Raw genomic sequence first — 23918 nt, forward strand, 5'->3', positions numbered from 1 at the left:
AGATATTTGAAATGAACAATCATGTTTATTATAACAAGATAAATAGTACATTTGCACATTAAACATTAATCGAAACTATGCAGTTTTTGGATTTTGAAAAACCTATTGAAGATTTAAATCAGCAATTAGAAAAAATAAAAGCTTTATCGGAAAAAAACAATGTAGACATGTCTGCGTCTGTGGCCGAACTGGAAGCGACTATTGATAAAACCAGAAAAAATATTTACGCCAATCTTACACCTTGGCAAAGGGTGCAGTTGAGCCGTCATCCCGAACGTCCTTATACCCTGTACTATGTGGGTCAGATCTGTAATAAATTTACAGAATTATTTGGCGACAGAAATGTAGCGGATGATAAAGCTATTATCGGTGGTTTTGCTGATATAGACGGAGAGCAAGTGATGCTGATCGGGCACCAGAAAGGAACCAATACCAAACAGCGTCAGTTACGTAACTTCGGTATGGCCAATCCGGAAGGATATCGTAAGGCTTTGCGCCTGATGAAACTGGCTGAAAAATTCAACCGTCCTATTGTTACCTTGATTGATACGCCGGGCGCTTTTCCGGGTTTAGAAGCAGAAGAACGCGGACAGGGTGAGGCGATTGCCCGCAACCTGTTTGAAATGATCAACCTTAAAGTACCGGTTATCTGCATCATTATTGGTGAAGGAGCATCTGGTGGTGCTTTAGGAATCGGTATCGGAGATAAAGTAGTGATGCTGGAAAATACCTGGTACACTGTAATCTCTCCCGAAAACTGCTCTACGATCTTATGGCATAGCTGGGATTACAAAGTTAAAGCGGCAGAGCAATTGAAATTGACTTCAAAAGATATGTCTTCCTTCGGATTGGTAGACGATGTGATCGCAGAGCCGGAAGGCGGCGCGCATAACAAACCGGAAGAAATGGCGGTATCCTTAAAGAAATATATCCTGGATACCATCAAAAGCCTGTCTAAGATCGCTCCGGAAAAGAGAATCGATCAGCGCATAGAGAAATTCTCCAAGATGGGTTTCTATGATGAACTATAAATTGAGCTATACAAATTAATAAATTACAATAATGATGTTTAAGGGTACCGGTGTCGCTTTGGTTACACCATTTAAAAAAGACCAGTCTGTAGATTTTGAAGCACTAGAAAAATTAGTAGATTTCACCATCGATGGTGGGGTAGATTTTTTAGTGGCGTTAGGAACAACCGCCGAGACGCCTACGTTGACAAAAGCAGAAAAGCTGGACGTTTTAAACTGTATCATTAAACATAATCAGAAACGGAAACCGATTGTATTAGGTTTAGGCGCTAATAATACGCAAGAATTATTAGCGGGTTTAAACGAATATCCCATGCAGGAGGTAGACGGTATCTTAAGCGTAGTCCCTTATTACAATAAACCTTCTCAGGAAGGTATTTTCCAACATTTCAGTGCCCTAGCCGAGGCAACCGATAAACCGATCATTTTATACAATGTGCCCGGAAGAACGGTGACCAATATGTTACCGGCTACAGCCCTGAGGTTAGCGAATGCCTTTCCCCATATCGTAGCCATTAAAGAAGCCAGTGGCAATATGGCACAGTGTATGGAACTGGTACAGGGAGCCCCTGCTCACTTCGCAGTATTATCGGGCGATGATAACCTCATCGTACCCCAGTTGTCGATTGGCTTTAAAGGGGTGATCTCCGTAGCGGCCAACAGTTATCCAAAAGATTTTTGTGCCATGGTGAATGCCGGCTTACAGGAAGATTTTGTGACGGCCCGCAACCTGCACTATAAATTACTGAAAGGAATTGACCTGCTGTTTGCAGAAGGAAACCCTACCGGGGTGAAATATGTTTTACATAAACTGGGCTTGTTGGAAAACGTATTGCGTTTACCCCTGATCCCTGCCAGCGAGACCTTGAGTCAACAACTGGATCAATACCTTAATTCCTAAAAAATCAGCATACTTCGATGAAGCATTTGCCTAATATTCTTACCCTGTGTAACCTTGTTTGCGGCTGTTTGGCGATCACTTTTATTCTGGGAGCCTATCCCGAATTGAAGACCGTTACCGGCGAAAGCTTTTTTCCTGTATTAGGCGCACATAAGTTAGTTTATGGCAGCCTCTTTATCATATTGGCAGCCCTGTTTGACGTCTTAGACGGTTTGGCAGCCAGAAGCCTGAAAGCCTTTTCTTCTATAGGCAAAGATTTGGACTCTTTAGCAGATGTGGTTTCTTTTGGCGTCGCACCGGCCATGATCATTTATCAATTACTATGGATGGCCTTCATGTCAGAGCCTAACGCCTTAGCGGTAAATCCTTTGGTCACCTTACCGGCATTTTTATTACCCTGTTTTGGTGCCCTGCGTTTGGCAAGATTCAATCAGAATAACCTGGCACAGTCTAGCTATTTCTCCGGAATGCCGATTCCTGCAGCTGGAATCATGGTTGCTTTGCTGCCCCTTGTACTTACTTATGACCAGGGTGCTATCGTCACACAATTGGGTGGCAAATGGGCTTTATATGCTATTGTCGTATTGCTGAGCTATTTTATGGTGAGCAAAATAAAATTCTTAAAATGGAAAGCACCGGCAAAAGGTATTGCTGCCTGGTGGCCCCATATATTGATTACACTTACAGCCGTTATCGGGTATTTTACCCTGGGTTATAGTGCCTTATTACTTGCATTTGTGGTCTATATCATTACCTCAATGCTGTATAAATATCCTGAAACAAAACAATTCGCTTAATTTTTTACAATACTTTAATTATGAAATTTACTGCCAATATTACGGTAATGCCTTTAAAAGAATTATTAGACCCTCAAGGTAAAGCTGTTACAGAAAGCTTACACAAACTGGGTTTGTCTCATCTGGAAAATGTAAGAGTGGGAAAACACATCACCCTGCAAGTTACAGCGGCTACAGAAGCAGAAGCAAAAACAAAAACAGAAGAAGCCTGTAAAAAATTATTGGTAAATGCCGTAATGGAGTCTTTCGAGTATACCTTAACGGAAAACTAATTTATTCGGGTAATGAAGTTGTATTTAGTACCAACACCTGTCGGTAATCTGGCAGATATCACTTTGCGTGCATTGGACATTCTCAAAAATGCCGATGCTATCTTGTGTGAAGATACCCGCACGAGTGGTAAGTTGTTGAAGCATTATGATATTCAGAAACCCTTATACAGCTATCATCAGCATAACGAACATAAAGTAACCGAGGTTTTAGTCCAGCACCTGCAAGCGGGTAAAACGCTTGCATTGATTACCGATGCGGGTACACCTGCCATTTCCGATCCCGGCTTTTTCCTGGTAAGGGCTTGTTTGCAACAAAAAATTCCGGTAGAATGTTTGCCCGGTGCCACGGCCTTTGTGCCAGCATTGGCACAGTCTGGCTTGCCGACCAACCGGTTTTCTTTTGAAGGATTTCTGCCACAGAAAAAAGGGCGGAAAACAATGCTGGAAAAATTGGCTTTGGAAGAACGTACCATAATTCTGTACGAATCGCCACACCGCTTGGTGAAATGCCTGGAAGAGCTGAAAGTTCATTTGGGTGCGGAACGACAAGCATCGGTGAGTAGAGAAATCAGTAAAATGTTTGAAGATACCCAAAGAGGTACTTTAGATGCGCTGATTGCTTTCTATACCCAACACCCGGCAAAGGGAGAGATCGTGATGGTAATTGCCGGTAAACCGGAAAAAGAAAAGAAGTCTAAATACGCTGCTCTTGATGAAGAAGAGGAGGAAGAAGATGATCTTTAAAATACGTATACGCAAAACCTATCAATAATGAATAAAGTAAACACAACCTTCAGCAGCCTTGCCATACTGTTAGGAACAATTTTGCTCCTTGCTGCTTGCGGTAATAAAAAAGGAAATACAGAAAAAGCAGCAACCGCTACAGAAACCAAAACAGGTACGGTGAGCGGGGTGAAACTGGCTTATGTAAACGGGGATACCTTAAATGCTAATTATATTTTCTTAAAAGAAAAGAAAGCAAGCTACGAGAGAAAGCAAGCCGCCTTTGAAGCCGAAATGGCACAAAAAGAAAAGGCTTTGCAAACAGAGTATATTGCCTTTCAAAAGAAAGCGCAGGCGGGAACCGTAACCGAAGCAGAAGGTGCGGCCACACAAAAACGTTTGGGACAACAACAACAGGCTTTGGAACAACGGCACCAAACGATTTCAGCGCAGTTGCTGAAAGAGCAGTCGGCCATACAAGAGGAGTTTCAAAATAACCTGGATGCCTTTTTAGAGCAATATAATAAAGAAAAAAAATACGACTTCATCTTTACCTATTCCAAAGCCGGAGGACAAATTTTATATGCCAACCAGGCACTGGATATTACAAAAGAAGTGCTGGATGCGATGAATGCAGCGGGCGGCGCGCCTAAAGAGCCGACTAATCCGCTGATGAAAGCTACAGCCGATACAACAAAGAAATAAGGGTTTAACCCCTAGGATAAAAATCGCTACCCATATCAAAAGGGAGCGATTTTTTTATGGGTAATCGTAAACAATTTCTTTGCTTATAATTTATCTTTGCCCGCACAAATCATAAAGATGCAATACTGGAAGAAACTAAGCCATGAACAGCAGGATGCCCGCATTACCGAAGCCCTGGAAGAGAATATAGATTACAGCAAAAGGGTTTCGCTTGGCGTGCCGGCTTCAAAGCTCGACGGACAGGTATTTTATGACAAGGCTAGTTTTTTGAAAGATGCACCTTTATTACGCACCGTAGTGCAAAATCCGAATCATATCGGTTGCCATACGATTACGGAATCGGAACCCTTTTTTAGGGGCACACAGAAAATTGAGCAGGAGCTAATCGAAACCCTGGCGGTTGATATGTTTGGTGCGGCGGTCAGTTCTTGCGATGGTTATGTAGCCACAGGGGGCACAGAAGCTAATATACAGGCCGTATGGATGTATCGTAACCTGTTTATGCAGGACTATGGCGCTACCTTGCAGGAGATCGCGATACTGGCCTCTACAGATACACATTACTCTGTGGTAAAAGCAGCCAACCTCTTGAGTATTGCCTATTACCCGGTAGCGGTCGAAGACGATACGCGCTGCATCATTCCGGAAGCCTTAGAGCAGACGATCATTCAAGCCCTCACGCAAGGCATTAAATATGTAATCGTACTGAATAATATGGGTACGACCATGTTTGGTTCTATCGATAATCCGGATCTATATGCTGCGTATTTGCAAAAGCATAATGTTCCGTTTAAACTACACCTGGACGGGGCTTTTGGCGGATTTATCTATCCGACTTCCCATCCCGAAAACAACCTTAATTTTTCTAATCCTCATGTTTCTTCCATCACTTTAGATGCCCATAAAATGTTGCAGGCACCTTACGGTACCGGTATCTTTTTATCTCGGAAAGATTTGATGAAATATGTGTTCACCAAAGAAGCCAGCTATGTGCACGGTATGGACATAACCCTTTGCGGGAGCCGTTCCGGAGCCAATGCAATAGCCGTTTGGATGATCTTGTATAACTATGGGCCTTATGGCTGGTTAGAAAAAATAAATACTTTATTATATCGTACCGAATGGTGTTGCCATGCGCTGGATGCGATGGGTATTCCCTACTATCGTCATCCGAAAATGAACATCATTACCATCCGCGCCCATGCCATCCCGGCACAGGTTGCAGCAGATTTTTTACTTGTGCCCGATGCCCATGAGGGCAACGTAAACTGGTATAAAATCGTAGTGATGGATCATGTCGAAATTGAGCACTTACAAGCATTTATAGGGGCAGTAAAAGCACATCAATCATGATAGATAATATAAAACACATCATCTTCGATCTGGGCGGAGTACTGCTCAACCTTGATTATGCCCTTACCGAACAGGCTTTTGTGGCCCTGGGGGTTGATGATTTCGGTCTGCGTTATTCTCAGGCCGCACAAACGGATTTATTCTCCGACTTTGAGATTGGGAAGATCGATGAGGCGCACTTTGTGCAAACCCTTAAAACATGGTGCCCGTCGGGAGTATCTGATCAGGAAATTATTGATGCCTGGAATGCCATGCTTCTGGACTTTCCTTTGCGCCGGCTGCAGATTTTACAACAACTCCAATTGCATTACGATATTGTTTTGTTGAGCAATACGAATGAAACGCATGAACGCGCCTTTAATCAAAAATTAAGAGAAGTCTGCGGGTTTAATAATGTAGGGGTGTTTTTTGACCGCGTTTTTTACAGCCATCATATTGGCATGCGAAAGCCACATCCCGAAACCTTTAAGTATGTACTGGATTATACCGGCTTTGATCCGGCCTATACCTTATTTCTGGATGATAGTAAACAGCACATCGAAGGGGCTAAAAGTTTAGGGATACAGACCATCTGGATGGAGCCCGGAATGACCATGGAAGAAACGATTTTTAAACCCAAACAATAAAGCGCTTTAGCCTATATTTGTTCTATAGCATTCCCATTTGAGACCCTTACCCGACATAGCGCAACTAAAAGAAGGCATACTGGCCGGTAACATTGCCTTGCTGAGCCGTGCCATTACCTTAATAGAATCGACCAATCCCGCACACCAGGTATTGGCCGGTGCACTGATCGATCAGCTCCTGCCTTATACCGGCAATTCTTTAAGGATAGGCATCACGGGCGTACCCGGAGTAGGGAAGAGTACCTTTATTGAATCATTTGGTATGCACCTGATCGGGAAAGGGAAAAAGCTGGCCGTACTCGCGATCGATCCGAGCAGCAACATCAGTAAAGGCAGTATCCTGGGCGATAAGACTCGTATGGAGCAGTTATCCGTACATCCTATGGCTTATATCCGTCCCTCTGCGGCAAGTGGTAGTTTAGGCGGCGTAACCTATAAAACCAGAGAAACAACCTTATTGTGTGAGGCTGCAGGCTTCGATACTATCATCATAGAAACCGTAGGTGTGGGTCAGAGTGAAACAGAAGTCAGCCAGATTTCCGATTTCTTTTTGTTGCTCATGCTGGCCGGTGCCGGAGATGAATTGCAAGGAATCAAAAGAGGTATTATGGAGATGGCCGATGGTCTGATCATTACCAAGGCAGACGGAGACAATATCCTGAAATCAAAATCGGCCAGAAGCGAGTATGCACGGGCTTTACACTTCCTTCCCCCCAATGCTTCCGGTTGGATACCCGAAGTGAAGATTTGTTCGGCTTACGATCGTACCGGTATCATAGAAGTAGATGCGATGATTGAAAAATTTCATCAGCACCAGCAAGCCAATGGCTATTTTCTGAAGAAGCGGAATGAACAAAATCTGTTTGCTTTCCGTCAACTGCTGAACGAAGCTTTATTCCGTCAGCTGTTAGCACAACAAGGTATTAAAGATCAGGTTAAGAAAATGGAGACTTTAGTGTTCAATAACCAGGTCAGTCCTTACTCTGCAGTGCGTCAGGTCTTAGATTTATTGCCGGGTTTTCACCATTCTTAATCAATTTTTATCGCCTCCTGTTTGCGTACCGGAGGTAAAGGCAATCCTGCCATTTCACAAAGCGAAAATTCTACTGTTTCAGACAAGGCATTCAGGGCAAGATCATTTGGCTCTGTACCGAAAGGTTCCTTGATCTCATCAATTACCGCATCCAAACCAATAAAAGTGTAGCTGATAAAGGTGGTGATAAAAGGAGTGAGCCAACCCAAAGTACCCAATAATCCGAAGGGTAGTAAGAGGCTATAGATATAAATCGTACGATGCAGCAAGAGATAGTAAGGGAATGGGATTGGGGTGTTATGGATCCGCTCGCATCCGCCAACGATAGTAGAGAGATTGTTCAGGTTTTGGTCAATCTGCATTTTGGTATATACATCAATTCTACCCTGCTCCTGTGCCCTTTGCAAAAAAGCAGCCATTTCATCCAGTAAAAAAACAGGTTTGAATTTTATGGGAGTGATTACATGCAACAGTTGTTCCGGTAACAGGCGCTGTAAATCGGTGCCGGCTTCTTCTTCCCTCAATTGATGCTTGAGCGCATAAGTATAGGCAATCGTTAGTTTTGTGAAATAAGATAAGCGGTCTTCCGCTGCCGTGCCTTCTTTTACGTATGCTTTTACTTGCCGGATGATGGAGCGGGTATCGATCACGAGCGCACCCCAAAGCTTGCGCCCTTCCCAAAAGCGATCGTATGCCGCAGTATTGCAAAATCCGAGAAAGATAGCCAAAGCAATACCGATCAGGGTAAAGGCAAAGGGATTCATACTCAGGTTTAATCCAAAAACAATGCCTTTGTAATAGGTGACTAAAGCAGAAAAGGCAAACAGGCCCAACAGTTGAAATCCTATTTTGGGAAGAATAGATCCACGCATAATAAACAGCATCCTAAACCAGCTTACCCGCTCTCTAATGATCATAACCTTCCTTTTAACATACAAAGTTTCATAAATAAGCGCATTATATCAATTTTTAGCCACCATTTTACCCTCATTATTTTTGGCCTTAGCTTTGGGATATTTTCTATCTTTGCGCACAAGTTCTACTATACATGTCCCTTTCAGCAGATTATATGAGCATACAGTATCCGGTTATGGAGCATTTCTACACCTTACAAGGTGAAGGCGCCTATGCCGGCCACGCGGCATATTTTATACGCCTCGGCGGTTGTGACGTAGGTTGTGTCTGGTGCGATGTAAAAGAAAGCTGGGATGCGGACGTGCATCCTAAAATGAGTGTTGCCGAAATGGTAGCGGCTGCAGCGGCACATCCGGGACGCATTGTGGTCATTACCGGCGGAGAACCCTCTATGTATGACCTGGCACCTCTGACCAGGGCTTTGAAAGAAGCCGGCTTCAGAACGCATATTGAAACGTCCGCCTCTTCTCCTTTAAGCGGAGAGCTGGACTGGGTAACCCTTTCGCCCAAAAAATTCAAAGCACCCTTAGCCGAGAATATGGCCTGGGCACATGAGCTGAAGATCGTGGTTTTTAATAAACATGATTTTAAATGGGCCGAAGAATATGCGGCGCAGGTACCCGAAAGCTGTAAACTCTATTTGCAGACCGAATGGGATAAAAGGGAGAGTATCACCCCGATCATCCTGGAATATATACAGCAAAACCCAAAGTGGTCCTTATCCTTACAAACACATAAATACCTAAACATACCGTAGCGTTATGAATTATATTCAAGCGATTATCCTTGCTATTATAGAAGGACTGACCGAGTTTTTACCTGTATCCTCTACCGGGCACATGATTATTGGTAGTGCCGTGATGGGCTTGCAACCTTCTGCTTTTGTAAAGCTGTTCCTGATCGTGATTCAGTTAGGCACGATACTATCGGTACTGGTATTATATTACAAGCGTTTCTTCCGGTCTTTGTCTTTTTATTATAAACTCATTATTGCCGCAATTCCGGCTTCACTTTTAGGCGTATTGCTCAATGATCAGATCGATGCTTTGTTAGAAAGCCCCATGACGGTGGCCGTGATGCTCGTAGTCGGTGGTGTGGTATTGCTGTTTGTCGATAAATGGTTCAATAAGCCCGCGATTGAAGATTCGGATAATATCTCCTATAAGCAGGCTTTTATTATAGGCTTATATCAATGCCTGGCCTTGATTCCCGGTACTTCAAGATCGGCTAGTACCATTGTGGGTGGGATGACCCAAAAACTAACCCGTAAAGCCGCCGCAGAATTTTCTTTTTTCCTGGCACTGCCGATGATGTTTGGGGCTTCACTGATTAAAGTGTTGAAATTCTTTAAGGATGGAAATACCTTTACCTCTGAAGAAATTAAATTGCTGGTTGTGGGTAACCTGGTAGGCTTTGTAGTCGCCATCGTCGCCATTAAAACTTTTATCAACATCCTTACCAAATACGGGTTTAAAGCATTTGGCTGGTACCGCATTGTGCTTGGGGTACTGATTATTGGATTGCTGCTGAGCGGTCATGAATTAAATATTATCTAAGCCGCTCTTTCGATAGCGAAGCATACGCAAAAAAGATTTCCATATTTTTTATGGAAATCTTTTTATTTTACCATCTTGTATCATATAAATCCCTTTGTATGAAAAGATATTACGTATTGCTTGGGCTCCTCCTGAGCATCATTTCCGGTGCTTACGCGCAAATACCAACCCTTACCGTAGGAGACGGCTCCAGAGATGTGGTGATCGACCGGGTGAATACCGAGGTGAATATTATCGGTAATATAGCGACGACCAAAATTACCCTGACCTTTAAGAATAACAGCGACCGTACTTTAGAGGGAACCCTCACTTTTCCCATGCCAGAAGGCGTAACCATTAGCGGTTATGCACTTGATATTAATGGTAAAATGCGCCAGGCCGTTCCTGTGGCAAAAGCAAAGGCTACTGAGGTTTTTGAAAGTATTCAGCATCGAAATGTAGACCCGGGTATACTGGAACAAGTAGAGGGCAATAATTTTCGTACGCGTATCTTTCCCTTTCCAGCAAGAGGCACCAGAACGATTGCGATTTCTTATGAAGAAGCCCTGAAGCTTGATGGGCAACACAACCTGAAGTACCATTTACCCCTGGATTACCCCAATGCTTTATCCGCTTTTGACCTCAAAGTGACGGTTACCGCAAGTGCAGAAAAGCCTTCGTTTATAGAACAACCGGATGGTAGTTTGTCTTTCAATAATGTGGGCCCTTCATATATTGCGCAAATGCATAAAGAGCATTATAAACCTACAAAGACGCTAAGTATTCAGCTGCCCAAAAAGATAAATACTGTAGAATCGGTCTATGCGCCGAATGAGGATGGTAGTGCGTATTTCCTGATTAATGACTATGCACAGCCACAAAGTAAAGCAAAGGTATGGATGCCCAAAATTGACCTGATCTGGGATGTATCTTTGAGTGGTTTGAAACGCGATCATGCGAAAGAGTGGGCGGTGTTGGACCTGTTCTTTAAAAAGAATCCCAATACGACTATTGATTTAAAACTGCTGAATACTTATTTTAGAGAAGCAGGTACTTATGTGATCAGCAAGGGTAACTGGAATGCATTAAAGCAAAAACTGCAATCCTTAATTTATGATGGGGGTACCGATCTTAGTTTATTAAGCAAATCGTATCTGCGTAATAAGATGGTCAAAGATGTACTATTGTTCACAGATGGGATGAGTACTTTCGGTGATGACGCACTCCCGGTAAATGCCAATATTTATACGTTCATTGCCGGACAAAAAGCCAATTATGTGGCCATGCAGCAATTGAGCCGTTCGGGAAAAATGGTGAACCTGAATGCCACTTCAGCGGCCGATGCGATACAACAGATCAGCAGTACTTATTATCAGTTCTTAGGTATCGCCCAATCTGAGGTGACACAGGTGTATCCTGCAAAGGCGACCGCAATTGCCGGCCATAATATCGTAACGGGCCTTATTGCCGGTACGGCTAAGCAAGTAACCTTATTATATGGTTGGAATGGTGTAGTGAGCGAACGTCGTACGGTTACCTTATTGCGTAACAATAATCCTGCGCTTAATCTTCACAAGCTTTGGGCACAGCAAAAGATCAATACATTAAACCAGGATTATAAAAAAAATGCAGCAGAGATTGCAGATATCGCGCAACAATTTGGCATTGTAACCCGCAATACCAGTTTGATGGTCTTAGAATCGGTAAATGATTATGTGCAGTATGATATCACGCCGCCGGAAGAATTAATGGCGGAATACCTGCAACTGAAAAAAGATAAAAGTGTATTAGAAGAACAAAGGATTACCGATTTATTGGCCCAGGCCATTCAGATGACCACCAACCTTAAAGAATGGTGGGGTACGACATTCAGGGCACAAACGCGTTTTCCAAAGCCACAAAAGGATATCAGTACGAGGAACCAGATGGTGAGTGAAGACTACCAGGTGGGAACAGCAGATGCACCGCCACCGCCGCCATCTGCGACGGCAATGTATAGAGCGGCACCGGCTGCGGAAGAAAAAAGAATGGAGGTACGCGATGAAAAGTCAGCCTCCACTAAGGATATGGCGTCTGTAAATATTACGGACCCTGCGCGAAAAGCGGTGCAACAATACACCGTGGAAACGCAATATACGGCGGGTGCTGCTGAAATGGCAAAAGCACCGGTTGCAAATGTAGCTGCAGCGCTCGACGGCAGTGCTCCCGGAATGCCTGTTGTCACCGATAATATCAGCATGGACGGACTGCTGGGGACTTATGCCTGGTCGACAGATATTGTAGGTCAGGTGGAAGGCGAGACAGACTACCGGGAACCTGAGCCGGTAATGCCTTCCAAACAAATGCCCTATATGATTGCAATCAGGATGAGCAAAAATCCGTATCGTACCTATCTGAGCCAAAGGACCGAAAATATTAATAAACCAACTTTTTATTATCATGTTGCCAATTATTTTTTCAGCAAAAATGCAACCGATACGGCAATGATGATCCTGAGCAATATTGCTGAACTGGATATTGAAGATGCTCCTTTGATGAAGATGCTGGTGTATAAGATGAAGCAATTGGGCAAATATGAAAAAGAACTTTGGTGTGCGAAAAAGGTGCTGGAATGGAGACCAATGGATCCACAGAGCCATAGAGATTATGCCTTGGCTTTGGCCGATAACGGGCAATACCAGGCGGCTTTAGATAATTTATATGGTATTTTACAAGGGAGTTATAGTCCGGAAGCGGCCAACAGGGATGATGGTATTGAAGAAGTAATCGTCATGGAGATCAATCAACTGATCAGTAAACATCGTTCACAATTAAGCATCTCTAAAATAGATCCGGAACTGATTAAAGATTTTCCGGTAGATATACGTGTCGTTTTAAACTGGAATCATATGGATACCGATATAGACCTTTGGGTGACACAACCGAACGGAGAGCGCTGTATGTATAGTGCGCCTACAACCACGGCAGGAGGAAGGATCAGTAACGATTTTACACAAGGCTATGGCCCCGAGCAATTCTTATTGAAAAAGGCGATTAAAGGAAAGTATATAATTGAAACCAACTATTTTGGAGAGTCACAATTTGTATTGAGTGGTGCCACTACAGTGATGGCAGAGATTTACCTGTATTATGGTAGCGGCAAAGAGGAACGTAAGGTGGTTACCTTACAAATGAGTGATGCGGGCAATACCACCGAGGGTATGCTGGTCGGTAGTTTCACCTTTTAAAAAAAGGGTTGTTTCATCTGAAACAACCCTTTTTTTAGTTACTTTTTAACCATAACTGAAACTCTTTTTGATTCAGATCCGGCACATTGAGCTTTCGGATAATCGTTGTGTCCTGGAGCCAAAACATGGCAGGCACATACATACCGGCAATCTCTCTGAAAGGATCCTGTGCTAAGAAATTGTAAGGGATATTATTGGCCTTTGTATCCATCATGAAATCTTGAAGCATATCCGTTTTTACCGTATCATTCTCAGGGTCCATAAAGACAAAGTATATCGGCAGGCTGGTATCGGCAGCTTTCATCTTTCTAAGGTCTTTTGCCGCTTCTCTGCAATGCGAGCAGGAAAGGCTCAGGAAACCCACGAAGTGTTTTCCTTTTCTTAGTTCTATCTGAGGTATTTCTTTATTTGCCGGATTATATAATTTAGAAAGGGCTACGGTTTTACTTTGGCTTGGAAACAGGGCAAAAGGTACGGCAACCACAATGGCCAATACAATGCTGGCGAGCCAGTGAAGGGTATTGCTACTTTCTGAAGTCGATTTTTTCAGCAATAAAGCCAGTAAGCACAACAGCGCAATATTCTTAATAATAGACACGACCGGTGTCATGGGAATCATACTGCCCATGCAACCGCAATTCACATCATTCCCGGCATTGAAGTATAAGATGGCGAGGTGTATGGAAAAGGCTACAATAAGCCAGAATGCCATTTTAATCACCCATTTCCCCCGTCCGTAAATATTCAGGAGTAACAACAGGCCCAGCCCAGCTTCCAGCCCTATAAAGAACCGGGCGAAATAGGCCGCGGTATTTTGGGATAAATGTAATTGGGCATATAACGTGTACTCAAAGAATTGTATGGGTTCTGTCTTGGTATAAGCCGAAAAAATAAAAAAGCAGCCTAATAAGGCAGAGAGTAAATAGATCAGGAATTGCTTGAGTGTAAACTTCATAGAAATCAGATTGTTATTGTACAAAAATAAAACCGATATCCTACATTTAGAATATCGGTTTCACTATATAAAGTTAATGTTTTATTGAATGTCAAATTTACCTTCTGTCAATACCGCTTTATTTGAGGTATTACCCACTTCAGCAACCGTTGCATTAAACGTACCGACATAATTTCCGGTAGTGGTTACATAAAAGTTTGGATTGGTAATGCTTGAGGTAAAAGTAGTCGTAGCATTATTTACCACAATGGAATAGATAATTTGGGTAGTACCACTGATCGGGTATTTCGCATTACCATTATAATTAGAAATTCCGATACTGACTGTTTGATAATCGCTGGTTGTTCTTTCTGCACCATATCTTGTAGCAGTTACGGTCAGGGTTTTCACACCATTTACTTCAGTTACTTTTGCACTCTTTTGCTCCCCGATAAACAAATCACCATTGATCTTGCAGGTAAAATTTCCTTTTAAAGGATTATCTGTGATGGGTTCTGTAACATCGGGTGTTGAATCATAATCTTTTTGGCAAGAGGCAAAGGTGAAGCATAAAGCTAAGAGCAGCGCCGATAAATTAAAGATTTGTTTCATAATGAATATCTAGGATTAAATATGTGTAAAAGGTAAAGATAATTATTAGAACGATAATTTCAAAACATTTAAGCTTTAAAAAATGGTTGCGCTACTGCTTGGTTAAACTCTTTCCAGATTTGGTCTACAATGGCCGCCGCCGGCAGGATATCGTTGATCATGCTGCTGATCTGGCCAATCTCTAATTCTCCCTCTTCTATATCCCCTTCAAACATTCCTTTCTTAGCTCTTGCCCTTCCTAAGAGTTGCTCCAGCGTAGCCAGGCTTGCACCTTCACTTTCTGCGAGGGCTACTTCATTATAAAATTTATTTTTTAATAGCCTTACCGGAGTATGCTTTTTTAAAGACAGCTGGGTGTCTCCTTCCTGTGCGTCCATAATCGCTTTTTTAAAGGCCATATGGCTGCTGGCTTCTTCGCTGCATACAAACCGGCTACCGATCTGTACCCCTTCTGCACCCAAGGCCATAGCGGCATACATACCTCTTCCGGTACCAATGCCTCCCGCAGCAATCAATGGAATCTCAATAGAGGCCCTTACACTCGGTATCAGGCAAAGGGTAGTGGTTTCTTCACGACCATTATGTCCACCGGCTTCAAAACCCTCTGCGACCACGGCATCTACACCGGCATCCTGGCTTTTTAAGGCAAATTTTGCACTGGAGACGACATGTACAACCTTAATACCTGCTTCTTTCAACGTTTTTGTCCAGGTTTTGGGATTGCCGGCTGAAGTAAAAACAATCGGCACTTCTGCCTCGATAATGTGTTTGATATGCTGATCTATATCCGGGTAGAGCAGAGGTAAATTCACGCCAAAAGGTCTATCAGTAGCGGCTTTACATTTGTCCAGGTGTTCTTTAAGCACTTCGGGATACATGCTGCCTGCCCCGATCAGTCCGAGACCGCCTGCATTACTCACCGCCGAAGCAAGCCTCCATCCGGAAGCCCAGATCATTCCCGCTTGTATAATGGGATAATTAATATTGAATAATTGGGTGATTCTATTGTCTGCTAACATAATTATTAAAAAAAAAGAGGCTATTTTATTTTCCGAAATCAATATCTGTATTGTCTCCAATATTCAGGCTTTGGCTCATTCCCCTTACAAAGGCATCGCTCCCGATAATGGAAGATTTGAGCACCACTTCTTCCAAAACCGCAAAAGAACCGATAATGGAATTGCTCACAATAGAAGAGGTAATTGTAGAGTGCTCGCCGATGGTAGCATTGGGGCCAATAATCGAGTTCTCAATTTTACAGCCTTCAGCAATACTTACCGGAGGCAAGATCACCGTATTGGCAAAACGATCATTGTTGATGCTGTTATTTTTAAGACCCTTGAGCAGGGTTGCGTTGGTCTCTAATAAAGTGTCTTTCTTGCCACAATCAAACCAGTTATTCACCTTAAAAGCCTTAAATACCCCACCATCATCGATCATGAGTTGCAGGGCTTCGGTCAGGTGATACTCACCGTCAATAGAACCGATATTATTTTCAATACAATAGTCTAGTGTTTTATATAAAGCCTGAGTTTCTTTGATCTTAAAGATGCCCACCAAGGCCATATTAGACTTGGGAATCATCGGTTTTTCGATCAGTTTGAATACCGTTCTGTTGTCTCCGATTTCCGCAACCCCAAAATACCTTGGATCGTCTACACGGCGCACGCCGATCTCAGAATGCGGGCTGTTGATTACTTCCTGGATATTATAATCACAGATCGTATCTCCATACAAAATGAATATCTCATCATCATTCACAATGTCTTTAGTAAGCCAGATTGCGTGACCAGTACCCTTTCTGTCATTTTGCGTTACAAAATGGCATTTCAGGTCTGGATATGTCTTGTTGATATAATCCTGTATTTTATCGCCGAGGTAACCGATAACAAATACAAATTCATTAATGCCGTTTTCCAGCAATTGTTCAACTAAAACACTGAGAATTGTTTTGCCGGCGATTGGTATGAGCGCTTTGGGTTGCGTATACGTATGCGGTCTTAATTTTGTGCCAGCTCCAGCCAGTGGAATGATAGCTTTCATCGAATGATTTATTGTTACTGCAAAATAAGTTAAATCGCCCGCCTAAAAAAGTTATTTTATTTTTATCATTTTCAGAAAAGGATTTCACCTAAAATATAATACCTTTATTAGACAAATTGCTCACTCTTAAAACAAAACACTATGAGTAACATTATTTTCTGGATTGTATTTGGAGGTATTGCCGGGGCATTGGCAAAATTTATCATGCCCGGCAAAAATGAGCCGCAAGGCTGTATCATAACGATCATTTTAGGGATCGTCGGTGCCTTGGTCGGCGGCTTTATCGGAGATGTATTATGGAGTTCTACCGGAGTCACAGGCTTTAACTTAAGAAGTTTTGCCCTGGCCGTTGGTGGTGCCCTAGTCGTGCTCTTTATCTATGGTAAAATTGCCGGTAAAAAGTAGTTTAGACATGAAGCAGTAAGTAGTATCACGGCTATTTTGCCTCAAACCATAAAGGTTTGGAATCATTCCAATCACCATTATAATTGATCAGCAATTCTTCATTAGCTCTTATATTACTTACTGTTTTTATCATGATTACCTGCTGATCAAAATCCATATAGTACTCACAATTGGACGTATAACTATGGTTATACATGGAGAGATAACCCCAGGCGACACAGCATAATTCCTGCTGCGCACCCCATTCAAAAATATAATCATGCAAAGGTGTCTGGTCCAGGTGTTTCCTGTCGTCTGCACTCATAACCAATACCGGAGAAATTTCTATAATGGCATTTTCCGGAAGATCCTCGCTGGTATACACCCCTCGCCCTTTATCTCCCGACTTATCTATATACAAACAAGCTGCTATCTGTAAAGACATTAATGGATGGTTTAAAAAAAGTGCATACCGGCTTAAGGTATGCACTTTTTGATATGATTGAATTAGCTTGCTGACCTCAAAACGTCCAGTTTCGAACGATCCAGTTTTTCGCGTGCATAATCTAAGGTAATGGTAAAGGTGCCATTGTGCTCTGCAGAAGGCATTTCATACATAGCATCGGTCAGGATCATTTCACATATTGTTCTTAATCCCCTTCCTCCGAGTTTATACGTATACGCTTTGTCTACCATATAGTCCAGCGCATCATCGTCTACCGAAAGCACAATGTTTTCATATTCGAATAAACGTTTGTACTGACGGATCAGCGCATTTTTAGGCTCTGTAAGAATCCTTTTAAGTGCGTCTTTATCCAAAGGGCTCAGATAAGTGACTACCGGCAAACGACCCAGTAACTCCGGAATCAAACCAAAAGACCTGAGATCCTGCGCATTTACGTATTGCAATAAATTACTCCGGTCTAGTTTGTCTTTTTCTTCCGAACTTTTAAATCCGATGGCGCTCGTCTCTATCCTGCGGGAGATCATCTTATCGATGCCCTCGAAGGCACCACCACAGATGAACAAGATATTTTGCGTGTTTATTTTAACCATTTTTTGATCCGGGTGCTTCCGGCCACCTTGCGGGGGAACCAAGACTTCCGAACCTTCCAAAAGCTTTAATAAAGACTGTTGCACCCCTTCGCCGCTCACGTCGCGGGTAATAGAGGGGTTGTCGCTTTTTCGCCCTATTTTATCAATCTCATCAATATACACAATGCCTTTTTCCGCCGCTGCCGTATCATAATCGCAAGCCTGTAATAAGCGGGTAAGGATGCTTTCAACATCTTCCCCTACATATCCGGCCTGTGTAAATACCGTAGCGTCGGCAATGGCAAAGGGTACTTGCAGAATGCGCGCAACGGTTTTGGCCAGTAAGGTTTTACCGGTACCCGTTTCGCCCACCATAATGATGTTTGACTTTTCTATTTCTACATCATCTGTTGTAACGTGTTTTAATCTCTTGTAGTGATTGTACATCGCTACGGCCATTACTTTCTTGGCATCATCCTGTCCGATAATATACTGATCCAGGAAGGCCGCAATTTCTTTCGGCTTTAAAATCTGGTGTTGGTTGACATCATATTTTGCGGAACCACTTTTCTTCGGGGCAGTGCCATCATTGAGCATAGTGCTCGCCTGCTGAATACAATCATCGCAAATATTGCCCTGTACGCCGGTGATGAGTAATCCTACTTCACTTTCACTTCTGCCACAGAAAGAGCAGGATTGGCCACTTTTTTTAGCCATATAATTTTATCTCTTTATTAATTTTGATAGATACAGCACTCTTTATATTACTATAAATGTGCGATTATTTTTTGTTGAATTTCCGCTAAAGCTTCAGCGCTCAACTTCATTTTCTCATTCGTAAAGTTGATGTCGTCTGCATTATTAATAGGTAACAGGTGCATGTGTGCATGTGGTACTTCAATGCCGATAACGCTCATGCCGCAACGGTTGCAGGGAAAAGCCTGTTCAATCGCCCAAGCAATAGGTTTGGCAAAGGTGAGCCATTTAGATAAAATATCATCCGTTACATCCCATATTTTATCCGTTTCTTTTTTAGGCACTACCAGGACATGCCCTTCTTTTAAGGGAAATATATCCAGGAAGGCATAAAATGTATCATCTTCCGCGATTTTATAAGAAGGTATTTCTCCTGCGATAATCTTGGTGAATATAGACATAGCTTAATTAATAATTAAAAATGAGGCTGTCGTTCTCTTTATATTTTAGCGGAGCAGCAATAATTGCTTTTTTATAGCTGCTGATCTGGGTCCAGTATATGATCCAGCAGATAAATGCCGCTAAACCGGCCAGCGAGCCCAATATCGGGATAAACGTAATGCAGGATAAAGTACTCATTGCAATGCCAACACCATTTGCAGGATTGGCATCCCGTAAAGCGAATTCCCTCACTTTTGTTTCCTGTAGGATCGATTGTGACAGTTTATTCACTACAATAAAAGACCATACTATGTTAAACAACGGAATCAGGAGTAGCCATACATTACCTACCGGCATTGCCCGGTTCTCCGGACTAATAGCCTTTAGGGTGTTAGCCAACGTCATGATATACAGGACCCTGATGAGTACATAAACACCCAGTACTGCAATAATGCCTAGCCATGCAAAGCCAGAGAGGTCGTTTTGATATATATAGCTACTGGAGTACATCTTAAATGCTGATTTCTTCGATTCTGAATTTAAGAGTGCCTGCAGGTACTTGAATTTCTGCTATTTCTCCAATTGCTTTTCCCAGTAATCCTTTCCCGATAGGAGAGGTTACCGATATTTTTCCCAATTTCAAGTCTGCTTCTTTCTCGGAAACCAGATGGTATTCTACCTTCTTTTTGGTCTTCATATTGGTAATCATTACCTTACTCAATACAGATACTTTACTCAGATCCAGATCTTTAGTGTCAATTACCCTGGTATTGGCCAGAATGGTTTCTAATTTGGCAATTTTGGCCTCATGGAGGCCTTGAGCCTCTTTGGCCGCGTCATACTCTGCATTTTCTTTTAAATCGCCTTTTTCGCGTGCTTCAGAAATGGCTTGAGCGATCTCCGATCTACCTGCAGTTTTTAATTCTGTAAGTTCTCCTCTCATCTGCTCCAAGCTTTCTTTCGTTACATAGTTTACCACTGACATAATAATCAATTTTTAGGTTATTACATAAAAATAAAACACACAATGTATTCGTTTTGACGGAGATACATTGCGTGCATTAGTTAAAGCGAAGATATGCCTTTTTATTTAATTTTTCAAATTATAAATCCTAATTTTTCCCTTAAAGTAGTGCTCATTTTATAGATCGCGTCATACGTGTAACCACCGATATGAGCCGTACCGATAAAGTTAGGCATACTCAGTAAAAGCTTAGCCTGCGTGTACATTGTTTGTGCCATTTTAGGCGTGGGTTCTTTCTCCCAAACATCTAGTGCCGCCGCTATTATTTTGCCTTCTGTCAAGCCTTTGTATACCGTATCTTGACAAGCGACCTCACCTCTGGATAGATTTAGCAGGGTGAAGGGCTGTTGCATCCTATCGTAAAAGGCATCATTAAAATAATGATGTGTGGTTTGGTTATAGGGGACGTGAAAGCTAATCATCGTTGCCTGAGCATATATTGCGTCCAGGCTGTCTGTTATTTTAATCGCCGGATCTTCCGGATAGGCTTTTGGCGCAATATCATAAGCCAGAACAGAAACACCCAGGGCGCTTAGTTTTTGTGCAAAACGATAGCCATTATTACCCAGGCCAATAATGCCTGCGGTAGTGCCTTCTATTTCATAGCCTCTGTTCTCTTCCCGAAGCCATATATCCTTTTGTAATTCCTGATGCGACTTTACAATACGATGTTGTAAGGCCAGGTACATACCCAATGCCTGTTCTGCGACTGCATTAGCATTACCTTCAGGGCTACTGATGCATTGGATCTGTTTTTGCTGCGCATAGGGCACGTCGATGTGCTCCATACCACTGCCCATTCGGGCAATCCAGCGCAACTGTGCTGCTTTGTCCAGTAAAGCCCGGTCAAATTTTATTTTGGTAGAGGTAATAATGCCCGTGTAGCTTCCAATATGCGCTTGTATACTATGATAGTCAATGGTATGATCTTCAATGAGTTCAAATCCCTTCCCGGTCAGAAATGCAGTAAGCACCGGGTGAATAGGGGTAATGACTAATACTTGTGGTTTACTCATTTTTTGAAATAGGTGTTGTATAGAGTGACAAAATCTGCCACAGACAATTGTTCTGCTCTTTTATTAAAGATCTCGTCCCCCAATTGTTCCGGAGCTATTAAAGGTCTTAACGCATTTCTCAGGGTTTTTCGTCTTTGGCCAAAAGCTGTTTTGACCAAACTCAGAAACTTAGGAAAACTATCAATTGCATATGGATTGTTGGCATTCCGTAAACGGATCACGCCGGATTTTACTTTCGGTGGCGGCGTGAAGCAGTTTTCATGCACATCAAAAAGATATTCTGCCGTGAAATAGGCTTGTATTAATACACTTAAGATACCATAGTCCTTTTTTCCGGAAGGCGCGACTACCCTTTGTGCCACTTCTTTCTGAAACATGCCGACGACCTCCGTTACTTGGGTCTGCCATTCTAATACCTTAAACAGGATTTGGGTAGAGATATTATAAGGGAAATTGCCAATAAGGGCAAAACGATCTTCGAAGGGTACCGGCGCTTTTAGGAAGTCTACATGAATCAGCTTGTCTTTAATAGCCGGATAGGTGTTGTTCAGGTACTGTACCTTATCATCATCTATTTCGATTGCTTTATAGTTAATGTCTTTAATCTCCAGTAAATATTTAGACAGGGCACCGCCGCCCGGGCCGACCTCCACCAAATTGAGTTGTGCTGCTATCGTTATCTGATCCACTATCTTTTTACACATATTTTCATCATGTAAAAAATGTTGTCCTAAACTCTTCTTTAAAATATACATATCTTGAAATTAGGGTACAAAAGTAAGCATAAAAAGAAAGCCTGCGAGATTAATCTCGCAGGCTTTCTTTTTATGATCGTTTAAGTCGTTAAACCTAAAGATTATTTAGTATTTCCTAAGTGAGGGTGTGGAGGAGCTACAGAAGAAGGACCTTCTTCACCTTCATTAGCAGAACGATACATTACAGAATTCACATCTCCAGTTGCACCAGAGTATTGGAAGATGAAACGATCGCGGCTGATGCTTTGAGTTTCAGTCATGTATTCGATTACGTTGTTCACGCGATCCCAAGCACGTTGTTGTTGTACTTTAGAAGAACCTGCGTTACCCATAACCACTACTTTACATCCTGGATTAGCGTTCATTTGAGCTGCTAAGTTAGCCAATTGGCTTTGAGCAGCAGGCGCTAAACGAGCAGAGTTGTTAGTGAAGCTGATTGCACCGGCACCAATGTTACCACAAGCAGCTACTTTATCACCACCACATCCATCAGGACAAGGGCATTTACCAACACCGTCAGCATCAACTGGTTGACAGTAAGTAGGTGTAATTAATTCTTTATCTAAATAGTCAGGAACACCGTCACCATCTGTATCTAAAGGACAACCAGTAGCGTCAACTTTAACACCAGCTTGAGTATCAGGACATTTATCGAATTGATTAGCAACACCGTCTTTATCATCATCAGCCAAAACCGGATCAGGTAACATCATGTGACGTGGCGCTGCGATTTCGTTGTAGATATGATCCATTGGGTTAACCCACCATAATGGTTGAACGTTTCTTTTCTTGTTACCTAAGTTAAAACCTAAACCAACAGAAGCATAGTTAATGATATCTTTATCATTGTTAGTCATTACAGCGCTTTCAGTTGCATCTAGATGATCAAGACCAGTCCAGGTAATTTTATCTTCAAATTGTAAAGATACGCGCTCTCCTAATTTGAATTGGATACCAGCACCACCTACTAAAGCAGGAACCAGACCCCAAGTTTTGTCACCAATGTCTAATTTAGCAACACCTTTGTTTGTTAAGTTGCTACGGTTGTAGTCAACATAAACGGCATCTTTAAGTGCTTTTTTGTAATCTTTTTGTGCATCTTTAGTTAAACCGTCTGCATCAACAGCCCAGCTATTAAAGTTGAACTTAGTGTTGTTCGCTTGCATTGTACCAACTTGTGTGTTCCACAATAAGGCACCAGCACCTACGAAACCATAGAAGCTGAATGCATTCTTAGCTTTGTGGAAACGGATGTTGTTGGTATTTGCAACCAATTGTAATGTTAATTCATGGCCACGGTATTTGTAGTTGTTATACACTAACTCACCTGCACCATTGTAAGCGTTCCATGCTGGACCAGCTTGAACACCGTCACGGCTACGGTAATCGATACCTTGTGCGTTTTGGAAGTTGTATTGTAAACGACCAGAGAACGTGTATCCGAATGCTTTACGGATAGAAGCTCCGAAACCGATTGCGTTGAACGGAGTAGAAGCGCCCCAAGGCATTTTGTCCGTTACATCAGAAAATAAGTTTTGAAAACCAGCGCTTACACCAACTTCCCACATATTACGTGGTTTTGCAGGGAAGCCATACTGATAATTCAGGTATTGGCGTTGTTGCTCCATTCTACTTTTTGGAACATATGCAGTGTCTAAAACATCATATACCTGACCACGGTAGGTCATATCCCTACCGCCCCATGATGTAGATGATTGTTGTGTTTCTTGAGCAAAGGCTGGTTGTAAGGCCATTGCTGAACACAAACCTGCTAACAAGATGTACTTTTTGTTTACCATAACGAGATTTGTTTATTAAACGTTTTTAGTTTTATTTCTATAGTATTGGGGCAAAGGTATA

At 42.4% G+C, this 23918-nt stretch carries 26 protein-coding genes; 13 read left to right on the forward strand and 13 right to left on the reverse strand.

The genetic code is table 11. The annotated features are described in order from the left end of the window. Window positions 1–77 precede the first annotated feature (77 nt). The 9 genes from DBR32_RS13035 to meaB all read left to right on the forward strand — a co-directional run bounded on the left by DBR32_RS13035 (window position 78) and on the right by meaB (window position 7441). The gene (locus tag DBR32_RS13035) at window positions 78–1031 is read left to right on the forward strand and encodes an acetyl-CoA carboxylase carboxyltransferase subunit alpha (protein ID WP_124636773.1); all 954 of its coding nucleotides are present in this window, start codon (window positions 78–80) and stop codon (window positions 1029–1031) included. A 31-nt stretch (window positions 1032–1062) separates the two neighbouring features. Further along, a complete protein-coding gene (gene dapA / locus DBR32_RS13040) occupies window positions 1063–1932 on the forward strand; it encodes a 4-hydroxy-tetrahydrodipicolinate synthase (RefSeq protein ID WP_199724487.1) in 870 nt (289 codons plus the stop codon). Window positions 1933–1949: 17 nt separating this feature from the next. Further along, window positions 1950–2729 (forward strand): phosphatidylcholine/phosphatidylserine synthase, encoded by a 780-nt coding sequence (locus DBR32_RS13045; RefSeq protein ID WP_124636775.1) that lies wholly within the window; start codon window positions 1950–1952, stop codon window positions 2727–2729. Between the two features lie 20 nt (window positions 2730–2749). After that, window positions 2750–3001: a phosphoribosylformylglycinamidine synthase subunit PurS gene (gene purS / locus DBR32_RS13050; RefSeq protein ID WP_124636776.1), complete on the forward strand. Its 252-nt coding sequence runs from the start codon at window positions 2750–2752 to the stop codon at window positions 2999–3001. Window positions 3002–3013: 12 nt separating this feature from the next. After that, complete coding sequence (gene rsmI / locus DBR32_RS13055; RefSeq protein ID WP_124636777.1) at window positions 3014–3745, forward strand: 16S rRNA (cytidine(1402)-2'-O)-methyltransferase; 732 nt, start codon at window positions 3014–3016, stop codon at window positions 3743–3745. A gap of 27 nt (window positions 3746–3772) precedes the next feature. Further along, complete coding sequence (locus DBR32_RS13060) at window positions 3773–4429, forward strand: OmpH family outer membrane protein (RefSeq protein WP_124636778.1); 657 nt, start codon at window positions 3773–3775, stop codon at window positions 4427–4429. A gap of 117 nt (window positions 4430–4546) precedes the next feature. Then, window positions 4547–5782, forward strand: a complete 1236-nt coding sequence (locus tag DBR32_RS13065; protein ID WP_124636779.1) for a pyridoxal-dependent decarboxylase — start codon at window positions 4547–4549, stop codon at window positions 5780–5782. Continuing rightward, complete coding sequence (locus tag DBR32_RS13070; RefSeq protein ID WP_124636780.1) at window positions 5779–6408, forward strand: HAD family phosphatase; 630 nt, start codon at window positions 5779–5781, stop codon at window positions 6406–6408. The genes DBR32_RS13065 and DBR32_RS13070 overlap by 4 nt, the downstream gene beginning before the upstream one ends. Before the next feature lie 37 nt (window positions 6409–6445). Beyond that, the gene (gene meaB, locus DBR32_RS13075; RefSeq protein WP_124636781.1) at window positions 6446–7441 is read left to right on the forward strand and encodes a methylmalonyl Co-A mutase-associated GTPase MeaB; all 996 of its coding nucleotides are present in this window, start codon (window positions 6446–6448) and stop codon (window positions 7439–7441) included. On the opposite strand, the gene DBR32_RS13080 is transcribed toward meaB, so the two are convergent. After that, on the reverse strand, window positions 7438–8358 hold the full coding sequence (locus DBR32_RS13080; RefSeq protein WP_124636782.1) for a bestrophin family protein: 921 nt from the start codon (window positions 8356–8358) through the stop codon (window positions 7438–7440). The two genes, meaB and DBR32_RS13080, sit on opposite strands and share 4 nt — an antisense overlap. A 131-nt stretch (window positions 8359–8489) precedes the next feature. Here DBR32_RS13080 and DBR32_RS13085 point away from each other — a divergent pair, with 131 nt between their 5' ends. From DBR32_RS13085 to DBR32_RS13095, 3 genes are all read left to right on the forward strand, one after another. Continuing rightward, window positions 8490–9113 carry a 7-carboxy-7-deazaguanine synthase QueE gene (locus DBR32_RS13085; RefSeq protein ID WP_233559736.1) on the forward strand — a complete coding sequence of 208 codons (624 nt, stop codon included), beginning with the start codon at window positions 8490–8492 and terminating at the stop codon, window positions 9111–9113. A 4-nt stretch (window positions 9114–9117) separates the two neighbouring features. Next, entirely contained in the window at window positions 9118–9912 is a 795-nt protein-coding gene (locus DBR32_RS13090) for an undecaprenyl-diphosphate phosphatase (protein WP_124636783.1), read from the forward strand. Window positions 9913–10010: 98 nt separating this feature from the next. Continuing rightward, complete coding sequence (locus DBR32_RS13095; RefSeq protein ID WP_158605995.1) at window positions 10011–13118, forward strand: VIT domain-containing protein; 3108 nt, start codon at window positions 10011–10013, stop codon at window positions 13116–13118. Window positions 13119–13152: 34 nt separating this feature from the next. On the opposite strand, the gene DBR32_RS13100 is transcribed toward DBR32_RS13095, so the two are convergent. The 4 genes from DBR32_RS13100 to DBR32_RS13115 form a co-directional block, all read right to left on the reverse strand. After that, on the reverse strand, window positions 13153–14073 hold the full coding sequence (locus DBR32_RS13100) for a MauE/DoxX family redox-associated membrane protein (protein ID WP_124636785.1): 921 nt from the start codon (window positions 14071–14073) through the stop codon (window positions 13153–13155). Window positions 14074–14154: 81 nt separating this feature from the next. Further along, window positions 14155–14664 carry a hypothetical protein gene (locus DBR32_RS13105; protein ID WP_124636786.1) on the reverse strand — a complete coding sequence of 170 codons (510 nt, stop codon included), beginning with the start codon at window positions 14662–14664 and terminating at the stop codon, window positions 14155–14157. 68 nt (window positions 14665–14732) lie between these two features. Next, entirely contained in the window at window positions 14733–15683 is a 951-nt protein-coding gene (locus tag DBR32_RS13110; RefSeq protein WP_124636787.1) for a nitronate monooxygenase family protein, read from the reverse strand. A 25-nt stretch (window positions 15684–15708) separates the two neighbouring features. Then, on the reverse strand, window positions 15709–16707 hold the full coding sequence (locus DBR32_RS13115) for a sugar phosphate nucleotidyltransferase (RefSeq protein WP_124636788.1): 999 nt from the start codon (window positions 16705–16707) through the stop codon (window positions 15709–15711). 141 nt (window positions 16708–16848) lie between these two features. Here DBR32_RS13115 and DBR32_RS13120 point away from each other — a divergent pair, with 141 nt between their 5' ends. Further along, complete coding sequence (locus DBR32_RS13120; protein WP_124636789.1) at window positions 16849–17112, forward strand: GlsB/YeaQ/YmgE family stress response membrane protein; 264 nt, start codon at window positions 16849–16851, stop codon at window positions 17110–17112. 31 nt (window positions 17113–17143) lie between these two features. Here the strand turns inward: DBR32_RS13120 and DBR32_RS13125 are convergent, their stop codons facing one another. The 8 genes from DBR32_RS13125 to DBR32_RS15805 all read right to left on the reverse strand — a co-directional run bounded on the left by DBR32_RS13125 (window position 17144) and on the right by DBR32_RS15805 (window position 23857). Then, window positions 17144–17536, reverse strand: coding sequence for an SET domain-containing protein (locus DBR32_RS13125; RefSeq protein WP_124636790.1), 393 nt, complete (start codon window positions 17534–17536; stop codon window positions 17144–17146). 62 nt (window positions 17537–17598) lie between these two features. Further along, entirely contained in the window at window positions 17599–18843 is a 1245-nt protein-coding gene (gene clpX / locus DBR32_RS13130; RefSeq protein WP_124636791.1) for an ATP-dependent Clp protease ATP-binding subunit ClpX, read from the reverse strand. A 50-nt stretch (window positions 18844–18893) separates the two neighbouring features. Further along, the gene (locus DBR32_RS13135) at window positions 18894–19283 is read right to left on the reverse strand and encodes an HIT family protein (protein WP_124636792.1); all 390 of its coding nucleotides are present in this window, start codon (window positions 19281–19283) and stop codon (window positions 18894–18896) included. A 7-nt stretch (window positions 19284–19290) separates the two neighbouring features. Beyond that, window positions 19291–19773, reverse strand: a complete 483-nt coding sequence (locus tag DBR32_RS13140; RefSeq protein ID WP_124636793.1) for a hypothetical protein — start codon at window positions 19771–19773, stop codon at window positions 19291–19293. A 1-nt stretch (window position 19774) separates the two neighbouring features. Beyond that, complete coding sequence (gene greA / locus DBR32_RS13145) at window positions 19775–20248, reverse strand: transcription elongation factor GreA (protein WP_124636794.1); 474 nt, start codon at window positions 20246–20248, stop codon at window positions 19775–19777. Between the two features lie 113 nt (window positions 20249–20361). Beyond that, window positions 20362–21303, reverse strand: coding sequence for an NAD(P)-dependent oxidoreductase (locus tag DBR32_RS13150; protein WP_124636795.1), 942 nt, complete (start codon window positions 21301–21303; stop codon window positions 20362–20364). Next, entirely contained in the window at window positions 21300–22058 is a 759-nt protein-coding gene (gene rsmA, locus DBR32_RS13155) for a 16S rRNA (adenine(1518)-N(6)/adenine(1519)-N(6))-dimethyltransferase RsmA (RefSeq protein ID WP_124636796.1), read from the reverse strand. The genes DBR32_RS13150 and rsmA overlap by 4 nt, the downstream gene beginning before the upstream one ends. Before the next feature lie 101 nt (window positions 22059–22159). After that, a complete protein-coding gene (locus DBR32_RS15805) occupies window positions 22160–23857 on the reverse strand; it encodes an OmpA family protein (RefSeq protein ID WP_124636797.1) in 1698 nt (565 codons plus the stop codon). Window positions 23858–23918: the final 61 nt, after the last annotated feature.

Source organism: Taibaiella sp. KBW10, from assembly GCF_003852495.1.
Lineage (GTDB): Bacteria > Bacteroidota > Bacteroidia > Chitinophagales > Chitinophagaceae > Edaphocola.